A 15,383-nucleotide genomic window follows, 5' to 3' on the forward strand; every position below is an offset into this window, starting at 1 on the left:
GTCGCAAGACATCGGAATAGCTCTGAACCCTCGTTGGTGGATTCAGGGCTTTTTTCGTGGGCGCCTCGGCTGAGGATCGCCGGCCGGCGAGGTAGGCCGCGGGCGCCTCATAGCTGAGATGACGTTGAGCCCGGTAGGTGGAACCTTCCGCGCTGGCACTAGCAATGATCTCCCGTCAGCGACCCGCCAGAATCGATCTAATAGTGGGTTAATCCGACCTCTAATGCACCAGTAGTCATTGCTTGCCGCGCGATATCAAGAAAATCGGGTGGCAATATGAGGTTTCATTGACAAGAAGTTCGTCCGGTCGTACCTTAGAGAAAACTTAGTGTCGGGTCTCCGGCATGCTCCAGAAGATCGACCGGATCTGGGGCAGGTAAGGAAGGGAAACGGGGGCATGGCGAGCCGGGGGAGCATCGGTAAGGGCACTGCGCAGCTGCGGTCGCGCCGGCAGGATCGCGCGGTGGGGGCCGCGGCGTCGGTGGCGGCGTTCCTGGCGTTCGGCGTGATGCCGTTGACCCCCGCACCGGCGGCCCAGGCCGACGAGTTCGACTGGATCGTGGACCTGTTCGACGTGTCGACCTGGGGCCCGGCTGACGACGGCGGCGCTTCAGACGCCGTGAACTGGTTGGACCCGGCCGCTTGGGGCCTGGACAGTCTGCCGGGTGGCGCGGTGTCGACGTGGGACGCTCTCGACCTCAACGACTTGGTTGAGACGTGGATCTACCAGCCGTTGCACACGATGATCCAGGACGTGATGCAGCACGACTTTTGGATAGTCGTCCGCGCCCTACTCGACCAGTGGTTCGGCAACGGGGAAATGCTGATCGGCAATGGCTACGTCGGTATGACCGGCGGCACGTTGGAGCAGGCCGCCGGCGGGCCCGGCGGGTTGTGGTTCGGTGACGGCGGGGCCGGCGGCACCTCGATCGACGGTGTCGGCGGTGCAGGTGGCGCGGCGTACTTCGGTAATGGTGGTGCCGGTGGCAACGGTGTCGACGGCGGTTCCGGTGGCGCCGGTGGCAGTGTCGCCTACGTCGGCATTGGTGGTGCCGGCGGCGCCGGTCAACCCGGCGGAGCCGGTGGTGCCGGCGGTCAGTACTTCGGAAGCGACGGTAACGCCGGCGCGACCTGGTAGTCCTCGCGGTGGTAGCGGGCGACCAGTCGGTCAGAGCGCGTGTCATCGGCTCCGCCAAAGTCGCGCAATGACGCGACCAGCGCAGGACCCGACGCCACGGCTCCGATCAGACGGATTTCGTCGGCCCGACGTAGGACAGCACCACGTCGGACTCGTCGGTCACGCGAGTCAACACCGCGTAGGAGCGGATGTACGACTCACCGACGCAGCCGTCGATCTTGACGTGGAAGTCGCTGATCATGACCCACGGGTGGGCCCCCCTGAACTCCTTCTGGTGCACCGGCACGATGAACACCAGGCCGGGCTTGAGCCCGACGGTGACCACGCCGGTGATCGGGGTGGCCGTACCCGGGAGCAACTGGAACGGCGCAGCCGGCCCCGGCGGCACCGGCAGCATCGCGCCCAACGCCGGGATCGTACCGACCGAACCGGATATCGTGACACCGTTGGCGGTGCTCTGGTCGATCCCGCAGCCGATCTGGAACCCCGCCTCCAGCACCCCCTCTGGAGTTTCACCTGCCGGTCCCACCAACTCGGCGAAGTAGGTTCCGCTCGCCTCGTATTCGCGAGACGAGATCGCGGTGGTCAGCGGTGGCACCGGAATCTGGGTCTCGTCCTGGGTGCCGACGACCAGCGTCCACCCATCGGGGCTTCGGACCGTGGCGGGAGGGTTGGCGAATCCCGACTTGGTGATCACGGCGGTATCGGCAACCGGCTCGGCAGGTGGTTCGGTAACCGGCTCGGCAGGTGGTTCGGCGACCGCCGGGGGTATCACCAGACAGACCATGCAGGTCATCAGCGTTATCACGCGACGTAGACCGCTGGTGATCGGCACCATGGCAAACACGCTAGGGCGACTCGCGAGCGAACTCGGATTTCGTCGATGACGTCGACAGACATCGTTGCGCCGTTGTGATTGCTCCGAAATACTGCACCGTGGTTCGGGTCGGCAACCGACGGTATCCTGGGCTTTACGCCGATTGTCGATGACGAGTCCACGGGAGGCGACGATGCGACAACGACTCGCCCCTACAGTGGTGGCCGGAGCGATAGGTGTGCTTGTCGCGTTGGCGGGCGCAGTGCCTGCAAACGCCGATCCCTCTGACCCGGGCCCTCTTCCGGATCCGCCACCGCTGATCGAGGACTTCGTTACGGCACAGATTCCGGCAATCCACCAGCCGGGCAATCAGACTTCGCAATCCAATGTCCAGGGCGGCAACGTGATCCGGGGCGGCATCGGGATGTTCTGCCAGAACCCGGGCATCGAATGCCGCCCGCCCGGCCGGTCGCGCCATCACGAGTAGGTCGTCACCTGCCGGCATTGCCGGGTGACAACGTCGCATTGGACAGGATTGGTGGTCCAACCACCGTAGGTGCCGGGTGTGTTCCAGGTCGGCATGAGGGGGCCGTGATAGGGCGGGGTGCCTTCGCAGTTCCAGTCCCCTTGGAACAGGCATCGCGGCGCGGCTTGGGCGGGGGCTGCGGCGAGTCCCGCGACGCCGAAGACGGCGCAGACGGCCACTGCCAGTGTGCTGATCCGAGTCACCTTGCCGACGCTACGCGTGGCCAGTGACAGTTTCCGGGCCAACGCACAGCACAATCACCGGTATGTGTCTGTTCCCGAAACCACACGCCACCCTGTCCGACGCCGACGTCGCCGACGCCCTGAGCCGTGCGGTGGCCGTCATCAACCCGTTGCTCGACCTGCTCTCGGAGGCCGACCCGATCAGCCTGCGTAAGCGCACTCGGCGCCTGCTCACCCCGGCTCGCGGGATAACCCAGCGGATCCGCCGAATCCAGCTGAGGCGGCGTCGCCGTGAGGCCGGTCGCGGCCCCAGCGTCTCCAATCGGGCCCTCAACGCCGGGGCGCAGCTGATCAACGCCGCCGACCTGCCCGGAACCGCGGCCTGGGATCGGATGAGCCGCGACCAACGCGTGCACTGGTGGGTGCACCGGGTCGGCGCGCTGAACACCCTTGTGGTGGCCTCCCCCGGGGCGTTCGGCTGGCTGTCGCGGGTGGTGCCGGTGGGCGAGCTGGCGGGATTCGTCAACCACGCCATCGTGTTGTGCGCGCTGGCCCGCGAGTACGGCGTCACCGATCAGCGCGAGCAGGTGCGGTTGCTCGCCGAGGTGCTGTGCCAGCGGCAGCTGCCCGAAGACTTCGACGTTCCGCCGCCGCCGGATCCCGAGCCGCTGCCCGAAACGCCGCCACCGGGCTGGAAACCGCTGAAGGCCATCACGTCGTCCACCCCGGTGGTGATCACCCGAACCGTCTGGCAGCTGGCCGGCATCCTGCGGGCAACGTTCGACGAAGTGACCAGGCGGCCACATCCGAACAAGTGGTACCAGCGCCTGGGCACGCTGCCCGGCCTCGGATTGGTCGCCTCCTACTTCGGCGAGCGGGGCGCGCTGATACGCGCGGCCCGGGCGGGCGTGGCCTGGCTGGAGGCGAAGGAGAACAGCGCAGAAGCCGACGCCGAGGAACCCGGAGAGGTAAGCCCCCTCTAGAAGACCCGCACCCAGTCGATCAGCATGTCCGCCGGGTAGGACCCCTGACGGGCATCCCCGCCGCCCGACCCGCCGATGGCGAGGTTCAGGATCGGGAACACCGTGTAGCCCGGGTCGTTGAACGGCCACTCCCGGCCCGGCTCGTCGATGTTCTCGATGCCCACGGCCGGGACGCTGAAGTAGGGCTCCATGCCCTCGACGTAGTCCTGCCAGAAGTACATCCCGCTCTGGTTCCAGGTGACCCGCCAGTTGTGCCAGTTGCCGTCCACCGGGAACGCGAAGGTTTCGAACGCGGTGCCGTAGGGGTTGGCGTGCACGGTGGTGCCGGACGGCCATTCGCCGTTGCCGTACCACTCCATCAGGTCGATCTCGCCTTCGCGGCCCGGGTCGTCGTTGGACAGCCACCATCCGGGCCAGCAGCCCGCGGTCTGGCAGTTCAGCTTGATGCGGGCTTCCCAGGTGGTGCCGATACCGCCACGCCAGTTGCCGTGCACCAGACCACCGAAGAAGGTGTTGCCCTCGCGGGTACCCCGGATGACGAGGTTGGAGTTGCCGTCCAGGAATACGTTCGCCCGGCTGTCGCGGTACTGGTAGAAGTACTCGGGCCGGTCCCAGCCGACGGGGCGCCGGATCGGGGTGCGGTGATTGGAGATCGTCCACTTCGAGCGATCGGGGGCTGAGCCGGCCGGACCGTCGAACTCGTCATGCCAGATGAAGGCACCGGACTTAGCGCCGGCCGCCGGGGGTGTGGCGGGCGCGGCCGGGGCAGCGGGGTCGACGGCCGGGGGCTGAGCCGGGTCACCGGGCGCTCCGGGAGGCGCAGGAACGGCTCTGGCCTGGGGCTTGGGGGCTGCGGCGGCCAATGCGCCGGCACCCAGCATCATCATCGCCTTGCGGCGGTTCATCTCGGGCACGGTGGCAATGTAACCCAAGCCGGACTCGTGTCAAACCAGGCAAGCCCCCCAGCGTGGGCTATGTCACCTCCAGGTCACCGCTAAGCCGCCGCTAGCTCGCTTCGTCGCTGTCGGCATTGTCGTCCAGCACGCCGACGGCGATCCCGTACGGCACGAACCGCACCCTGCGTTTCGGGTCGGGATTGCGCTGGCTGGCGCGCAGCGCGTCGATCTCGCTGGCGTACACCTGCTCGACGCGCGCCGCCCCGTCGTCGCCGACGGTGTAAATGGCCCACACGCCGTCACCGGTCTCGCCGGTGGTCGCCGGCCCCGGCCGCGCCGCCCGCGCCAGATCGGCGAAGATCGCGCCCCAGCCGGCCCGCTCTCCGGCCGAGCCGAAGGTTCCGGAGAACCGGTCGAATGCCGCCCGCAGGCCCTCGCCCGCCTCGCGCATCATCCGGTCCAAATCTTCGGAATCGAATCCGAACGCGCCGTCGTCGCCCATTGCTAACCCCTCTCGACCCCGATGGTCACACCCCAGTGTGCCTGCGCCGAGCGGGTCCGGCCAGCGTCAGGCGACGGCGACCCGTTCGCGTTCGTCGATCAGCCGGCGGCCACTGGTCAGCCGGCGCCGCATCTCCCACAGGTAGTAGCGCGACGGCAGCCAGCGGACCGGCCGCGGCACCAGCCGGTACACCGGCGGCAGCGCAGTCATCAGTGCGTCGAACAGCCGTTGGTCGCGGGGGCTCCATTCCCAGTGCAGTTCCTCGCGGATCCGGGTCGGCAGCAGGCCGCGGGTGAGCCACCGGTTGAACGGCATGGCCAGCCGGATCAGCAGCGGCGAGTCGCCGCCGCGGAAGAGCTCGTGCGCGAACGCCCGCACGTGGTCATCGATGGTCAGCTCGTCGAGCTTGGCCTGCCAGTACTGCTCGAAATCGGCCCGGGTCGGCGGCCACATCTCGGGCTTGACCTGCAGCGCGGTCCCGTAGATCGCCGCCTGCTGGTAGAGGCGCTCGGCGGTGGCGTCGTCCATCGGGCCCAGGAAGCGCTCGTAGAGGTCCTGGCCGTTCTTGTACAGCGTGGCCGCCACCCACAGCTGTAGGTCGGGGTCGAATCCGTTGTAGCGCACCGGGCTGTCCGGCCCGGACTTCACCGGGACGTGCGCCTGGTTGACCAGCTTGACCAACGCGCGCCGCTCCTCGTCGGTGCCGAGGGTGACGCAGTAGATGTAGGTCATGGTGGTGCGCAGCCGGTCGAGCGGTCGGTTGAGCACGGTGCTGTGGTTGGCGACGCCGTGCCCGACGCCCGGTTCGGCCAGTTGCAGCAGCACGGTCACACCCGCCCCGAGAAACAGAAAGCCCTCGCCGACGTAGTCAGCCAGGTTCAAGCCCCGATCGACCGGTTCCCGTGTTTTCCGGATCGCCATGACCGCTCCCTTGTATGCAACAATCTAGCAATGATCGTTGCATCGTTGCCTGCGATTGGGAATGGTCTTTCGGCCCTATCCGGGCGGTAGATTCGACGCCGATGCCCGCCAACCCGTTGTTTGCGCTGCTCGGCGCCTCAGACGAGCCGGGCGCCGACGCCCGCATCCTGCAGGCGGCGCTGGAGCAGTTCGCCCTCACCGGGGTGCGCCGGACCAGCACGGACGACATCGCCCGCCGCGCCGGGGTCAACCGCGCCACCGTGTACCGGCGACTCGGCGCCAAGAAGGAGATCGTCGCGGCGGCCTTCGTCTACGAGGCGGGCCGGGTGCTGACCCAGATCGACTCCGGCACCGGAGCTTTGGCCGAGCAGCCGACAGACACCGAGATCGACGACTACATCGTGCGGTTCTGCACCATCACTCTGATCACCGTGCGGGAGAACCGGCTACTGCACCAACTACTCCAGGTGGACGGCGACGAGACGCTGCGAGCCCTGACCGTCGGGGCGGGCAACGTGGTCGAGTTGGCGTCGGCGTTTCTCTCCGAACGCATCCGGATGGTGCGGGAGCGCTCCGGCGGATCCACCGATCCCAGCGAGATCGGTTCGCTGTCAGCGGTTCTGGCCCGGCTGACCCAGTCACTGCTGCTGACACCGGACGGCCCACCGCAGATTCGGACCCGCGAAGAGATAGCCGCGTTCGCTGCGACCGTGCTGGTGCCCCTGATCCGGGGGCAGGCGCGCGGTTAGTTCTGCGGAACCGTGATCGGGATCGGGACCGGGACCAACGGAATCGTCAGGTACTCCGTCGTCATCGGCACCGTGGAGGTCGGCGGCACTGTGGAGGTCGGCGGCACTGTGGAGGTCGGCGGTTCGGTGGTGGTCGGCGGCGCAGTCGTGGTCGTGGTGGGCGGCGCCGTCGTTGTCGTCGTGGTGCTGGTCGGCGCCTCGGTGGTGGTCGTGGGCGGTGCCGTGGTGGTGGTGGTGGCCGGCGGTGCCGTGGTGGTGGTCGGCGGCGGCGCCGACGTCGTGGCCACCGGCGGCGGCGGTGCGGGAGAGGCGGGCTCCGGAGGTGCGGTGGGCGACGGGACCGGCGGCACCACGGCGCTGGTCTCGGGCGCGACGGGCGCTTCGTCGTGGTGGCCGCGGGTAAAGCCGTACAGCATCCCGGCGATGGCGATCAGCGCCACCAGGATGCCGAGACCGAGTGCGAACCGCAGCAGCCGCGAGGGCGCTCGTCGGGCAGGGACCGGCCTGGCGGGTACCGATACCGTCGGGCGATATCCGGTGCCCAGGTCCCGCTCGTAGGGGTCTTCGGCATAGGGGTTGTAGGGCACCGGTTCGGCACCGGCGCTGCCGTCCTCCTGCGACCATGCGTAGGCATCCACGACGGAACCGGTTGCCGGGGCAGACGTCACTGTCGGCGCCATGTCGGTTGCGTCGACAGCGCCCGCTTCCCGGGTGGCCTCGTCGTCCTGCGGGTCATACATAGCTGAACACCTTGGATCGACAACGGCTGGGGACCGTCCCCACCATAGGTGCGCCCGCATCGTTCGGCACGGCCGACACACCGGCCCCGCCCGGATTTACACCACTGTCAGGGGTAGTGACTTGCGCGGGCGGAACGCGAAATTCGCGCCGCTGCTGACCTTGGTCACCATCACCTCGGGCAGTTCCTTCGCCTCGGTGTCGGTCTGGACCATCCGGGCCGTCCACTCGGTGTCGGTCCCCTCGGCCTCCACCCGCAGGTGCGGGTTGACGGCGGTCGCGATGGCCTGCAACGGGTTGAGATCCTGCGGCGAACACAGCGTGATCCAGGCGCCGTCGTCGTGCGCGGGCGAGTGACGCACCACGATTGCGTTCTCGCCGATGTCGGCATTGACATAGCCGATCGGATTGAACAGCGGGTGTAGTTCGAAGGTTCGCAACGCGCCGTCGATGTCCTCGGAGAGCCGCAGCGCGTTCTTGATACGCATCGCGCCCAGCCCGGCCAAACCGGTGAGCTGACGGCGTCCCACCGACGCGGCCAGCTCGTCGGAGCTGGCCCGGGCACGCACCGCCAGCGCGAACGACAGGTACAACAGGTGCATCTGCAGGCAGATCTCGTCGGCTATCCGAACCAACGCCGAATGGGAGAACGCGGTGAAGTCGACGTCGGACAGCAGCGGCCCGGTGTAGTCCGACAGTCCCTCGTCCGCCACGTCGATCTCATCGAGTTCCCAAGTGGCGGCGTTGGTTTCGCTGACCACCGCCAAGGCGGGAATCGGCTGAGCCGGGGGGTAGGACTCGTCGATGATGACGGTCCAGTGGCAGTGCGGCTGCCGATCCGACGGCGCGCGGGGCGGCCGGTGCACCGGCCGGCACTGCGCGTGGGCATTGGTCGCCACCGCGGTGGCGTCAAACGTCGGGTCTTCGATGGTGTGGCACATACCGAAGACGTACTCGTCTCCCATCGGCTCCACATCGAGCAGCGCGCCACAGCTGGCCAGCTCGAACTCGCCGTTCCAGCGATCGTGGACGGTGAAGCGGAAGTCCATGAACTGCGGCGGTGAGCCGATGTCGAACTGCAGACCCTTGAAGATGGTGAACACGTCGTTGCCGGTGTAGCCCAGCGCCCGCTGCATCCGCCGGGTGTAGATGGGACTGGAGCCCGCCCACTCCTCGATGGCGATCTGCACCATCTCCTCGCGGCCGAACTCCGAGATGCACCAGGCCATGCCGGAACGGTCGATCATGTGCCCGATCAGCAGCAGTTCGGGCACCAACACGGCCAACTCGTCACGCGACAGCGACGCATACCTGGACTCGGTCACGGACTAAAAAATAGTCGTGACTATGTTATAAAGTCAACAATGGCTATTTCCGCTGGTCCCACGCAGTCATCCGGCCCCACCCGGCGAACCAGTGCGCCCCGCAAGCGCGGCGACGACACCCGGGCGCGGATCATCGACGAGACGGTGCGCTGCATCCTGGAGGAGGGTTTCGGCGCGGCGACGGCCAAGCACGTCGCCGAGCGGGCCGGGGTGACGTGGGGGGTCATCCAGTACCACTTCGGGGACCGCAACGGCCTGCTGATGGCCGTGGTCGACGACGGGGTGGCCGAGCTGCTGACCAGCCTGTCCGCGGTCGAGGTCGGCGAGCTGGGGCTGCAACAGCGGATCGCGGCTGTCGTCGACACCGCGTGGCGCTGCTACGCCGGCCCGACCTCACTGGCCGCGTTCGAGATCCTGCGCGCCACCCGCGGCAGCCTCGGCGAACAGTCCCACGAACACCTGCTGCAGACCAATGAGGCGATCAACAGATTGGGCCGGCTGGTCTCCGACGATCCCGCAGATGCCGGTGTGGCCGAAGTGATCTGGGCAGCTCTGCGGGGAATCGTGTTGGCGCAGATGATCATCGGCGGGCCGTTCGACTGGCAGACCGAGCGCCGGGTGTTGATCGATATGGTCACCCACTATCTGCAGCGCGACCGGGTTTAGCTGCTGCGCTAACCCGTCCGCCAATGCGTCGGAAGCGGCTGTCCCTCACGCGGCCGGGTGTGATACGCCCAGGACGAGGCCAGCCAGCCGCTGCCGTTGGTCAGCGTCGTGATCGGCTTGGAGTCCTGGTCCCGGTTCTTGTCGCCGGTCTTCTGGCTGCGGCGGCCAGTGGTATCGGTCGTCGCGCCCTGCCCGGCGGTCGTTCCCATCATCGCTTCTTGGAACGCCGTTCCGGGTGGCAGACCTACGGCGGCCGGCGACCGGGTCTGGGCGGCGGCCAGGGTGAATGCGGCCGGTTTCATCTCCGGTGCCGCGGTGGCCCAACTCGGCGGCGCCGAGAGACCGCCGACCGGGATCGCCCTCCCGATGCCGACCATCGGCTTGGTGGACGCCGACAGCACCCCGCGCGGCCCCAGCCCCTCGAACGTCAACGCGCCTTCCACCCCACCGCGGACGTAGACCAACCGTCCCCAGCCGGCCCCGTTGCTCACCACGGTGTACATGCTCGAGTCGAAACTGATCCCACTGGCGGCAATGCTGGTAAAGGGCGTCACCTCGCCCAATGCCTCGGGCAGCCCTTCCAGCCCCGACGACGGATCCGACGGGGCGGCCGGATTCACCAACTGATGCAGCGTCGTCTGGATGGCGCTGTTCAGCTGCGACAGACCCTTGGTTCCGGCGTGCGATGCAGCGGTGGACTGGGCGGCCAGCCCGGACGACTTGGTGGTCGGTGGCGCCTGCTTGAGCGCCGGCAGGGCGCTGGCGGGTCCCGCCACCGCCGCGTACCCGTACATCGCGGCGACGTCCTGTGCCCACATTTCGGCGTAGGCGGCCTCGGTGGCGGCGATGGCCAGGGAGTTCTGCCCGAAGAAATTCGTGGCGACCAGGGTGGCGAGCAGGGTCCGATTGGCGGCCACCACGGTCGGCGGCACCGTGGCGGCGAACGCGGCCTCGTAGGCGGCAGCGATCGACTTGGCCTGCAGCGCAGTCTGTTCGGCGTTGGCGGCACCGGACTGCAGCCACGCCACGTACGGAGTCGCCGCGTTGACCATCGCCGCGGATGCCGGGCCGGACCACTCGTGGCCGACCATGCTCGCGATCACCTCGGAGTAACCGACGGCGGCGGTCTCCAGTTCGGCGGCCAGAGCGGCCCAGGCCGTCGCCGCGGCGAGCATCGGCGCCGCCCCGGGGCCGGCATACAACCGTCCGGAGTTGACCTCCGGGGGAAGCAGTGCGAAGTCCATCGGTTGACCTCAGCCCGCGGCCGGCGGGCGAGGCACCACGGTTCGGCGGTTGGCGGCGACGCGTGATGTGGCAGCGCCCAGTCCGCGGCCGGCCAGGGTGCCGAGCATGGTCTCGCCGAACGCCGTTCCCGGCATGCCGGCCGGACCCGTCGGCACGCCGGGGGCCGGAATGGCCATGCCGGCCGGCGTCACCGCCGATGTCAGAGTGGTCGGCATCGCCCAGCCGTGGGGCACCGACAGCGCGCCGATCCGCAGTGCGTTGCCGGCGCTCGCCGACAGGCCGGCACCACCCGAACCCGCGCTGCTCAAGCCCGCCTTGGGCAGCCCCAGGCCGGCCGGCCCGATCATCGGCGGGTTGAGGATTTCCCCCAGCCCCCCGGGGTTTTCGGCGTTGAAGGCGACCAGGCCTATCCCGTTGTTGATGTTGCTGAGCATGTTCGCCGTACCGGACCAGCTCGTCATCGTGGCGCTCGCCCCCTGGGTGGCCAGGCCGGTGAACGGCGATATCTGACCGATGATCGATGTCAGAGAGGCCAACGCATCGGACGCGCCGTTGCCCGCGGCTGCGGAACTAGCCTGGGCGACCGCCGCGGACTGGGCGGCCTGCCCCGCCGCGTTGGTGGTCTGCGGAGGCTGACTGAACGCGGTCAATGCCGACGCGGCCGCCGAGGAGCCGGCGTAGCGGTACATCGCGGCGGCGTCCTGCGCCCACATCTCGGCGTACTGGCGCTCGGCTTCACCGATCGCCGGCGAGTTCTGTCCGAAGAAGTTCGTGGCGACCAGCTGCTGCAGCAGAACACGGTTGGCGGTGATCACCGCCGGGGGAACGACCGCGGCCACCGCCGTCGAATAGGCCTCCGCAGCGGCCACCGCCTGGCGAGCCGTCTGTTCGGCCTGGGCGCCGGTGCCGCGCAGCCATGTCACATACGGCGATGCGGCGGCCACCATCGCCGTCGCCGCCCGTCCGGTCCAGGGTCCGGCGGCCAATCCAGACGTCACCGAGTCATAGGCGGCCGCCGCGGTCTGCAACTCGGCGGCCAGCTTTTCCCATTCGGCGGCGGCGGTCAGCATCGACCCGGAGCCGGGGCCGGTGTACATGCGTCCGGAGTTGATCTCCGGCGGCAAGACCCCATAGTCCATAGACATCCCCTCGCGATTCAGAGCGCCCGTCTTCGGCGGGTATCAGGCGGCTTGCGGCTGCCCACGAAACGCGGCGTAGGTTAATCAGAGGTTAAATCTGAGTGGTCAATATGGTGTAGCGGCGATGAACTGTTCTTTTTGCAGCCATCTCACAGGGGTTTGGCAGTCTTCTGACATTCATCTGCAATTCATTTTGTGGCTGCTGCCGGTTAATTCGCGGCAAGCATGCTTTCCCCACTGTGAAGCACTCCCGATGGATTACCCCCGCGATCAGCGCCGCTGCCCTGGTCAGCCTTGCCGCACCGGCACACGCCGACACCGACGCCGACGCCACGTTCCTCAGCGCGGTCGACAAGGCCGGTATTGAGTACACCGATCCCCAAGACGCTGTCGCGGTCGGCCATCAGGTCTGCGATTACCTGTACGCCGGGCATGGACCTGATTCAGCCGCGCGCGCCCTCAAGATCTCCAATCGCAGCATTTCGGCAAAGAACGCCGCCCGGTTCGTCGCATTCGCAGAAACGGCGTATTGCCCCGAGAAAATGGCGGGCTGACTTCAAAGACATGATGACCGCTCGCAAACCCGCATTGGCCGCTCTCGCCGCAGTCGCTCTGCTGGGCCCGGCGGCTCCGGCGGCCGCCGAACCCGCCGACGGCGGTTTTCTCAGCGCCCTGGACAAGATGGGGATCTCCTACCCGAACGCCGCCGACGCCGTCGCCGGCGGTCTCGCGGTCTGCCGGTACATCGCCGAGGGCCACAGCCCCAATCAGGCAGCCAAAGGCGTGAAGAACGCCAATCCCAGCCTGACACTGACCAGGGCCTCGCAGTTCGTCGCCATCGCCCGAGCGACGTACTGCGATCAGGCCTGAGGCCCCTTACTGCGCGATCGCGATGACCGCGCCGGGGCGCAGCCACTGGATGATCTGCACCAGCTTGGCGTCGTCGATGGCCACACAACCGGCGGTCGGTCCGCCGTCGGTGGTGTGGAAGAAGAAGGCCCCGCCGTCGCCCGGTTTGCGGGCGGTGTTGACGCCCATCACCACGGCGTGCTTGTACTGCGGGATCTCGAGGTTCTCACTCTCGTTGGTGTCGAACGGGCACTGCGCGCGCTTGCAGACCTGCATGGTGTTGAAGGTCGGGCTGTTGCCGTCGCCGTCCCACCAGTGGTCGGGGCCGACCTGCACATACTGCAGTCCGCCGCCGGGGTTCGGGGCGGTGCCGAACGCATACGGCAGGGTGTAGACGCCCATCGGGGTGGCCGGATAGCCGCTCTTGGCCTTCGGCGCCATCCCGGCCGAACCGACATGGGTGGGGATCCCGGCAGCCACGGCCTGCCAGCCCGTCGGCCCGCGCTGGTAGACGTCCATCTTGGCGTCCGAACCCCCGGTCCCGACAACGGAAATCACCTGGTTGGCGTTGCCGACGGAGGCACCGAACCACGGTGTGAGGTCGGCTTGGGCGCCCGGCGCCGCAGCCAGAGTCGCGGCAACCGCGCACAGGGCAGCACAGAACAGGCTCAGCGGTCGGCGCATTGACTCATCATCTGCGCGCGCCGGGAGCGGGTCAAACACCGACCACGGCGCGCCGTGTTGATGCGGGTTCATGCGGTTCAAGGCTCCGCTCGGCGCTCCAGCTCATCGACCGGCACCTCGCCCCTGAGCAGGCCGCGCGAGGACAGATACTCCCGGAAGTACTCGCGGTGTTCCGGACAGCTCAGCCAGACCTTGCGGCGTTCGGGAGTGTGCAGCTTCGGGTTGTTCCACAGCATGCCGAATACCGCGTCGGCACTGCAGCCCTTGCGGGAACAGACGAGCGCGCCTACCGGATCAGCGTGACAGCTGCTCATCACGATCATCCTGCGATGAGCCGGAAGCCCGGTCAACCTCGTGCTTCCACGGTTGGATCGCCAACGCCCACACCATCAGATACGTCCACCCCAGCGCCCAGCCGGCCAGCACGTCGGAAGGGTGGTGCACGTTGAGCGTCACCCGGGAGATCCCGACCGCGGCCACCACCAGCCCGCCGGCGCCCAGCGCCACCAGCCGGGCGTTCCGCCGCAGCAGCGGCAGCGTCAGCACCAGCAGCGCGCCGACGCCGACCATCACCCCCAGCGCATGCCCAGACGGAAACGAACTCGACGACGCCGCGACCAGCGCGGTCACCGGGCGGGGCCGGCCGACCGAGCCCTTGGCCAGCACCGTGAGCTGCCTGCTGGTCTCCACCGCCACCAGCAGGAACAGCGCCGCCCGCCACCGGCGGCATACCGCCGCGACAACGGCCGCCACCATGCCCACCGTCCGGAACACCATCGGCGCGAAGACCGTGGAGATGCCGTCCCAGAATCGAATCCAGAACGGGTGTTTCATCGCGATGTCGTAGCTCGCGTCCAGCGCGGCGGCGTCGACCGAGGACAACCAACCCCAGCCCTGCCGATAGCCCAGCAACATCAGCACATAGACCGCCACCGCGGCCGCGACCGAGCCCAGCGCCGCCGTGCGCACCGTCGAAGACATCGTCACAGTTCAGTTACCGTCCCGGTGGGTTCCGGTGCCCCGCAGGTCCGGCCAGGGCGGGCGGCGCAACACCGCCAGCGAGGCGATGACCGCCGACAGCAGTCCGGTGAGCACCCCCACCAGCGCGATCCGGTTGGCGTCGACCGCGGCCACCCACTTGGCGTGCTCACCGCGGATCACCATCACCCCCAGCGGAGTGGCGGTCACCTGCGAACCGTCGCGGCCGCTGTTGACGCGAGCGGCGGTGATGATCGTGGTGCCGTCGGGGGTCTGATGAGGTTCGCCGTAGACCAGGCTCCCGGCCGAGTCGGTGGCGAAGTGGTCGAGCAGTTCCGAACGTTTCATGACGAGCGTCCCTTCGTGTGGCTCCTACGATGATCGCGTGGCTGATCCATCCTTCACCGGGCGGGAGCGGCAAGCCGTGTACCGGGCGATCGCCGAACGGCGAGACATGCGCCGTTTCGTGCCCGACAGCACCGTGGATGCGGACATACTGGCACGCCTGTTGGCCGCCGCACACGCCGCACCCAGTGTGGGGCTCATGCAGCCGTGGCGGTTCATCCGGATCACCGACGGCACCCTTCGCCAACGGATCCACGCCCTGGTCGACGAGGAGCGTCATCGCACCGCCCGCGCGCTGGGCCACCGCGAACAGGAGTTCCTGGCACTGAAGGTGGAAGGCATCCGCGACTGCGCCGAGCTGTTGGTGGTGGCGTTGCGAGAAGGCAGGCAGGCGCACATCTTCGGCCGTCGCACGCTGCCGCAGATGGATCTGGCGTCGGTCTCGTGTGCGATCCAGAACTTATGGCTGGCCGCCCGTGCCGAGGGCCTCGGCATGGGGTGGGTGTCGCTGTTCGAACCGCGCGCCCTGGCGCAGCTGTTGGGGATGCCCGCCGATGCCGAACCGGTGGCGATCCTGTGTCTGGGCCCGGTTCCGGAGTTTCCGGACCGGCCGGCATTGGAGCTCGACGACTGGGCATACCGACAACCCTTGAGCGAGTTCGTGTCCGAGAACAGCTGGGAACAACCATGACACCCGCGC

Annotated in this window: 21 protein-coding genes; 8 read left to right on the forward strand and 13 right to left on the reverse strand. The window is 68.2% G+C overall.

The window, feature by feature from the left end; genetic code table 11:
• Positions 1-397: 397 nt before the first annotated feature.
• Positions 398-1,138 (forward strand): hypothetical protein, encoded by a 741-nt coding sequence (locus AWC16_RS25675; protein WP_085266250.1) that lies wholly within the window; start codon positions 398-400, stop codon positions 1,136-1,138.
• 106 nt (positions 1,139-1,244) lie between these two features.
• Here the strand turns inward: AWC16_RS25675 and AWC16_RS18690 are convergent, their stop codons facing one another.
• The gene (locus tag AWC16_RS18690; RefSeq protein ID WP_109561497.1) at positions 1,245-1,976 is read right to left on the reverse strand and encodes an MspA family porin; all 732 of its coding nucleotides are present in this window, start codon (positions 1,974-1,976) and stop codon (positions 1,245-1,247) included.
• Between the two features lie 217 nt (positions 1,977-2,193).
• On the opposite strand from AWC16_RS18690, the gene AWC16_RS24035 reads away from it, so the two are divergent.
• Complete coding sequence (locus AWC16_RS24035; RefSeq protein WP_133055990.1) at positions 2,194-2,442, forward strand: hypothetical protein; 249 nt, start codon at positions 2,194-2,196, stop codon at positions 2,440-2,442.
• Here AWC16_RS24035 and AWC16_RS18695 read toward each other — a convergent pair.
• Positions 2,433-2,684, reverse strand: coding sequence for a hypothetical protein (locus tag AWC16_RS18695; RefSeq protein WP_234812345.1), 252 nt, complete (start codon positions 2,682-2,684; stop codon positions 2,433-2,435). The two genes, AWC16_RS24035 and AWC16_RS18695, sit on opposite strands and share 10 nt — an antisense overlap.
• Positions 2,685-2,746: 62 nt before the next feature.
• On the opposite strand from AWC16_RS18695, the gene AWC16_RS18700 reads away from it, so the two are divergent.
• Positions 2,747-3,646 (forward strand): hypothetical protein, encoded by a 900-nt coding sequence (locus tag AWC16_RS18700; protein WP_085266251.1) that lies wholly within the window; start codon positions 2,747-2,749, stop codon positions 3,644-3,646.
• Here the strand turns inward: AWC16_RS18700 and AWC16_RS18705 are convergent.
• The 3 genes from AWC16_RS18705 to AWC16_RS18715 all read right to left on the reverse strand — a co-directional run bounded on the left by AWC16_RS18705 (position 3,643) and on the right by AWC16_RS18715 (position 5,965).
• Positions 3,643-4,551: a glycoside hydrolase family 16 protein gene (locus AWC16_RS18705; protein WP_207572361.1), complete on the reverse strand. Its 909-nt coding sequence runs from the start codon at positions 4,549-4,551 to the stop codon at positions 3,643-3,645. The genes AWC16_RS18700 and AWC16_RS18705 overlap by 4 nt on opposite strands.
• A gap of 100 nt (positions 4,552-4,651) precedes the next feature.
• Positions 4,652-5,044: a hypothetical protein gene (locus tag AWC16_RS18710; RefSeq protein WP_085266252.1), complete on the reverse strand. Its 393-nt coding sequence runs from the start codon at positions 5,042-5,044 to the stop codon at positions 4,652-4,654.
• Between the two features lie 66 nt (positions 5,045-5,110).
• Positions 5,111-5,965, reverse strand: a complete 855-nt coding sequence (locus AWC16_RS18715; protein ID WP_085266253.1) for an oxygenase MpaB family protein — start codon at positions 5,963-5,965, stop codon at positions 5,111-5,113.
• A 101-nt stretch (positions 5,966-6,066) separates the two neighbouring features.
• Here AWC16_RS18715 and AWC16_RS18720 point away from each other — a divergent pair, with 101 nt between their 5' ends.
• Positions 6,067-6,714: a TetR/AcrR family transcriptional regulator gene (locus AWC16_RS18720; RefSeq protein WP_165759263.1), complete on the forward strand. Its 648-nt coding sequence runs from the start codon at positions 6,067-6,069 to the stop codon at positions 6,712-6,714.
• Here the strand turns inward: AWC16_RS18720 and AWC16_RS24040 are convergent.
• Positions 6,711-7,454: a hypothetical protein gene (locus AWC16_RS24040; RefSeq protein ID WP_133055991.1), complete on the reverse strand. Its 744-nt coding sequence runs from the start codon at positions 7,452-7,454 to the stop codon at positions 6,711-6,713. The two genes, AWC16_RS18720 and AWC16_RS24040, sit on opposite strands and share 4 nt — an antisense overlap.
• A 96-nt stretch (positions 7,455-7,550) precedes the next feature.
• A complete protein-coding gene (locus AWC16_RS18730; RefSeq protein ID WP_085266256.1) occupies positions 7,551-8,777 on the reverse strand; it encodes a hypothetical protein in 1,227 nt (408 codons plus the stop codon).
• A 39-nt stretch (positions 8,778-8,816) separates the two neighbouring features.
• Between AWC16_RS18730 and AWC16_RS18735 the strand changes: the two genes are divergently transcribed.
• Positions 8,817-9,443 (forward strand): TetR/AcrR family transcriptional regulator, encoded by a 627-nt coding sequence (locus tag AWC16_RS18735; RefSeq protein ID WP_085266257.1) that lies wholly within the window; start codon positions 8,817-8,819, stop codon positions 9,441-9,443.
• 8 nt (positions 9,444-9,451) lie between these two features.
• On the opposite strand, the gene AWC16_RS18740 is transcribed toward AWC16_RS18735, so the two are convergent.
• Together AWC16_RS18740 and AWC16_RS18745 are read right to left on the reverse strand one after the other, a co-directional pair.
• Positions 9,452-10,687, reverse strand: coding sequence for a PPE family protein (locus tag AWC16_RS18740; RefSeq protein ID WP_085266258.1), 1,236 nt, complete (start codon positions 10,685-10,687; stop codon positions 9,452-9,454).
• Positions 10,688-10,696: 9 nt separating this feature from the next.
• Positions 10,697-11,827 (reverse strand): PPE family protein, encoded by a 1,131-nt coding sequence (locus AWC16_RS18745; RefSeq protein ID WP_085266259.1) that lies wholly within the window; start codon positions 11,825-11,827, stop codon positions 10,697-10,699.
• Between the two features lie 239 nt (positions 11,828-12,066).
• On the opposite strand from AWC16_RS18745, the gene AWC16_RS18750 reads away from it, so the two are divergent.
• On the forward strand, positions 12,067-12,381 hold the full coding sequence (locus AWC16_RS18750) for a DUF732 domain-containing protein (RefSeq protein ID WP_085266260.1): 315 nt from the start codon (positions 12,067-12,069) through the stop codon (positions 12,379-12,381).
• A gap of 13 nt (positions 12,382-12,394) precedes the next feature.
• Entirely contained in the window at positions 12,395-12,697 is a 303-nt protein-coding gene (locus AWC16_RS18755; RefSeq protein WP_165759264.1) for a DUF732 domain-containing protein, read from the forward strand.
• Between the two features lie 6 nt (positions 12,698-12,703).
• Here the strand turns inward: AWC16_RS18755 and AWC16_RS18760 are convergent, their stop codons facing one another.
• From AWC16_RS18760 to AWC16_RS18775, 4 genes are all read right to left on the reverse strand, one after another.
• Positions 12,704-13,360, reverse strand: coding sequence for a L,D-transpeptidase family protein (locus AWC16_RS18760; protein WP_085266283.1), 657 nt, complete (start codon positions 13,358-13,360; stop codon positions 12,704-12,706).
• Positions 13,361-13,437: 77 nt separating this feature from the next.
• The gene (locus tag AWC16_RS18765; protein WP_085266262.1) at positions 13,438-13,674 is read right to left on the reverse strand and encodes a hypothetical protein; all 237 of its coding nucleotides are present in this window, start codon (positions 13,672-13,674) and stop codon (positions 13,438-13,440) included.
• Positions 13,655-14,341, reverse strand: coding sequence for a phosphatase PAP2 family protein (locus tag AWC16_RS18770; protein ID WP_207572360.1), 687 nt, complete (start codon positions 14,339-14,341; stop codon positions 13,655-13,657). The genes AWC16_RS18765 and AWC16_RS18770 overlap by 20 nt, the downstream gene beginning before the upstream one ends.
• Positions 14,342-14,350: 9 nt before the next feature.
• Positions 14,351-14,686 (reverse strand): hypothetical protein, encoded by a 336-nt coding sequence (locus tag AWC16_RS18775; protein WP_085266263.1) that lies wholly within the window; start codon positions 14,684-14,686, stop codon positions 14,351-14,353.
• Here AWC16_RS18775 and bluB point away from each other — a divergent pair.
• Entirely contained in the window at positions 14,685-15,374 is a 690-nt protein-coding gene (gene bluB / locus AWC16_RS18780; protein ID WP_085266264.1) for a 5,6-dimethylbenzimidazole synthase, read from the forward strand. The genes AWC16_RS18775 and bluB overlap by 2 nt on opposite strands.
• Positions 15,375-15,383: the final 9 nt, after the last annotated feature.

The sequence above is a fragment of the Mycolicibacter longobardus genome (assembly GCF_002102265.1).
In the GTDB taxonomy this organism is placed as follows: Bacteria; Actinomycetota; Actinomycetes; order Mycobacteriales; family Mycobacteriaceae; genus Mycobacterium; species Mycobacterium longobardum.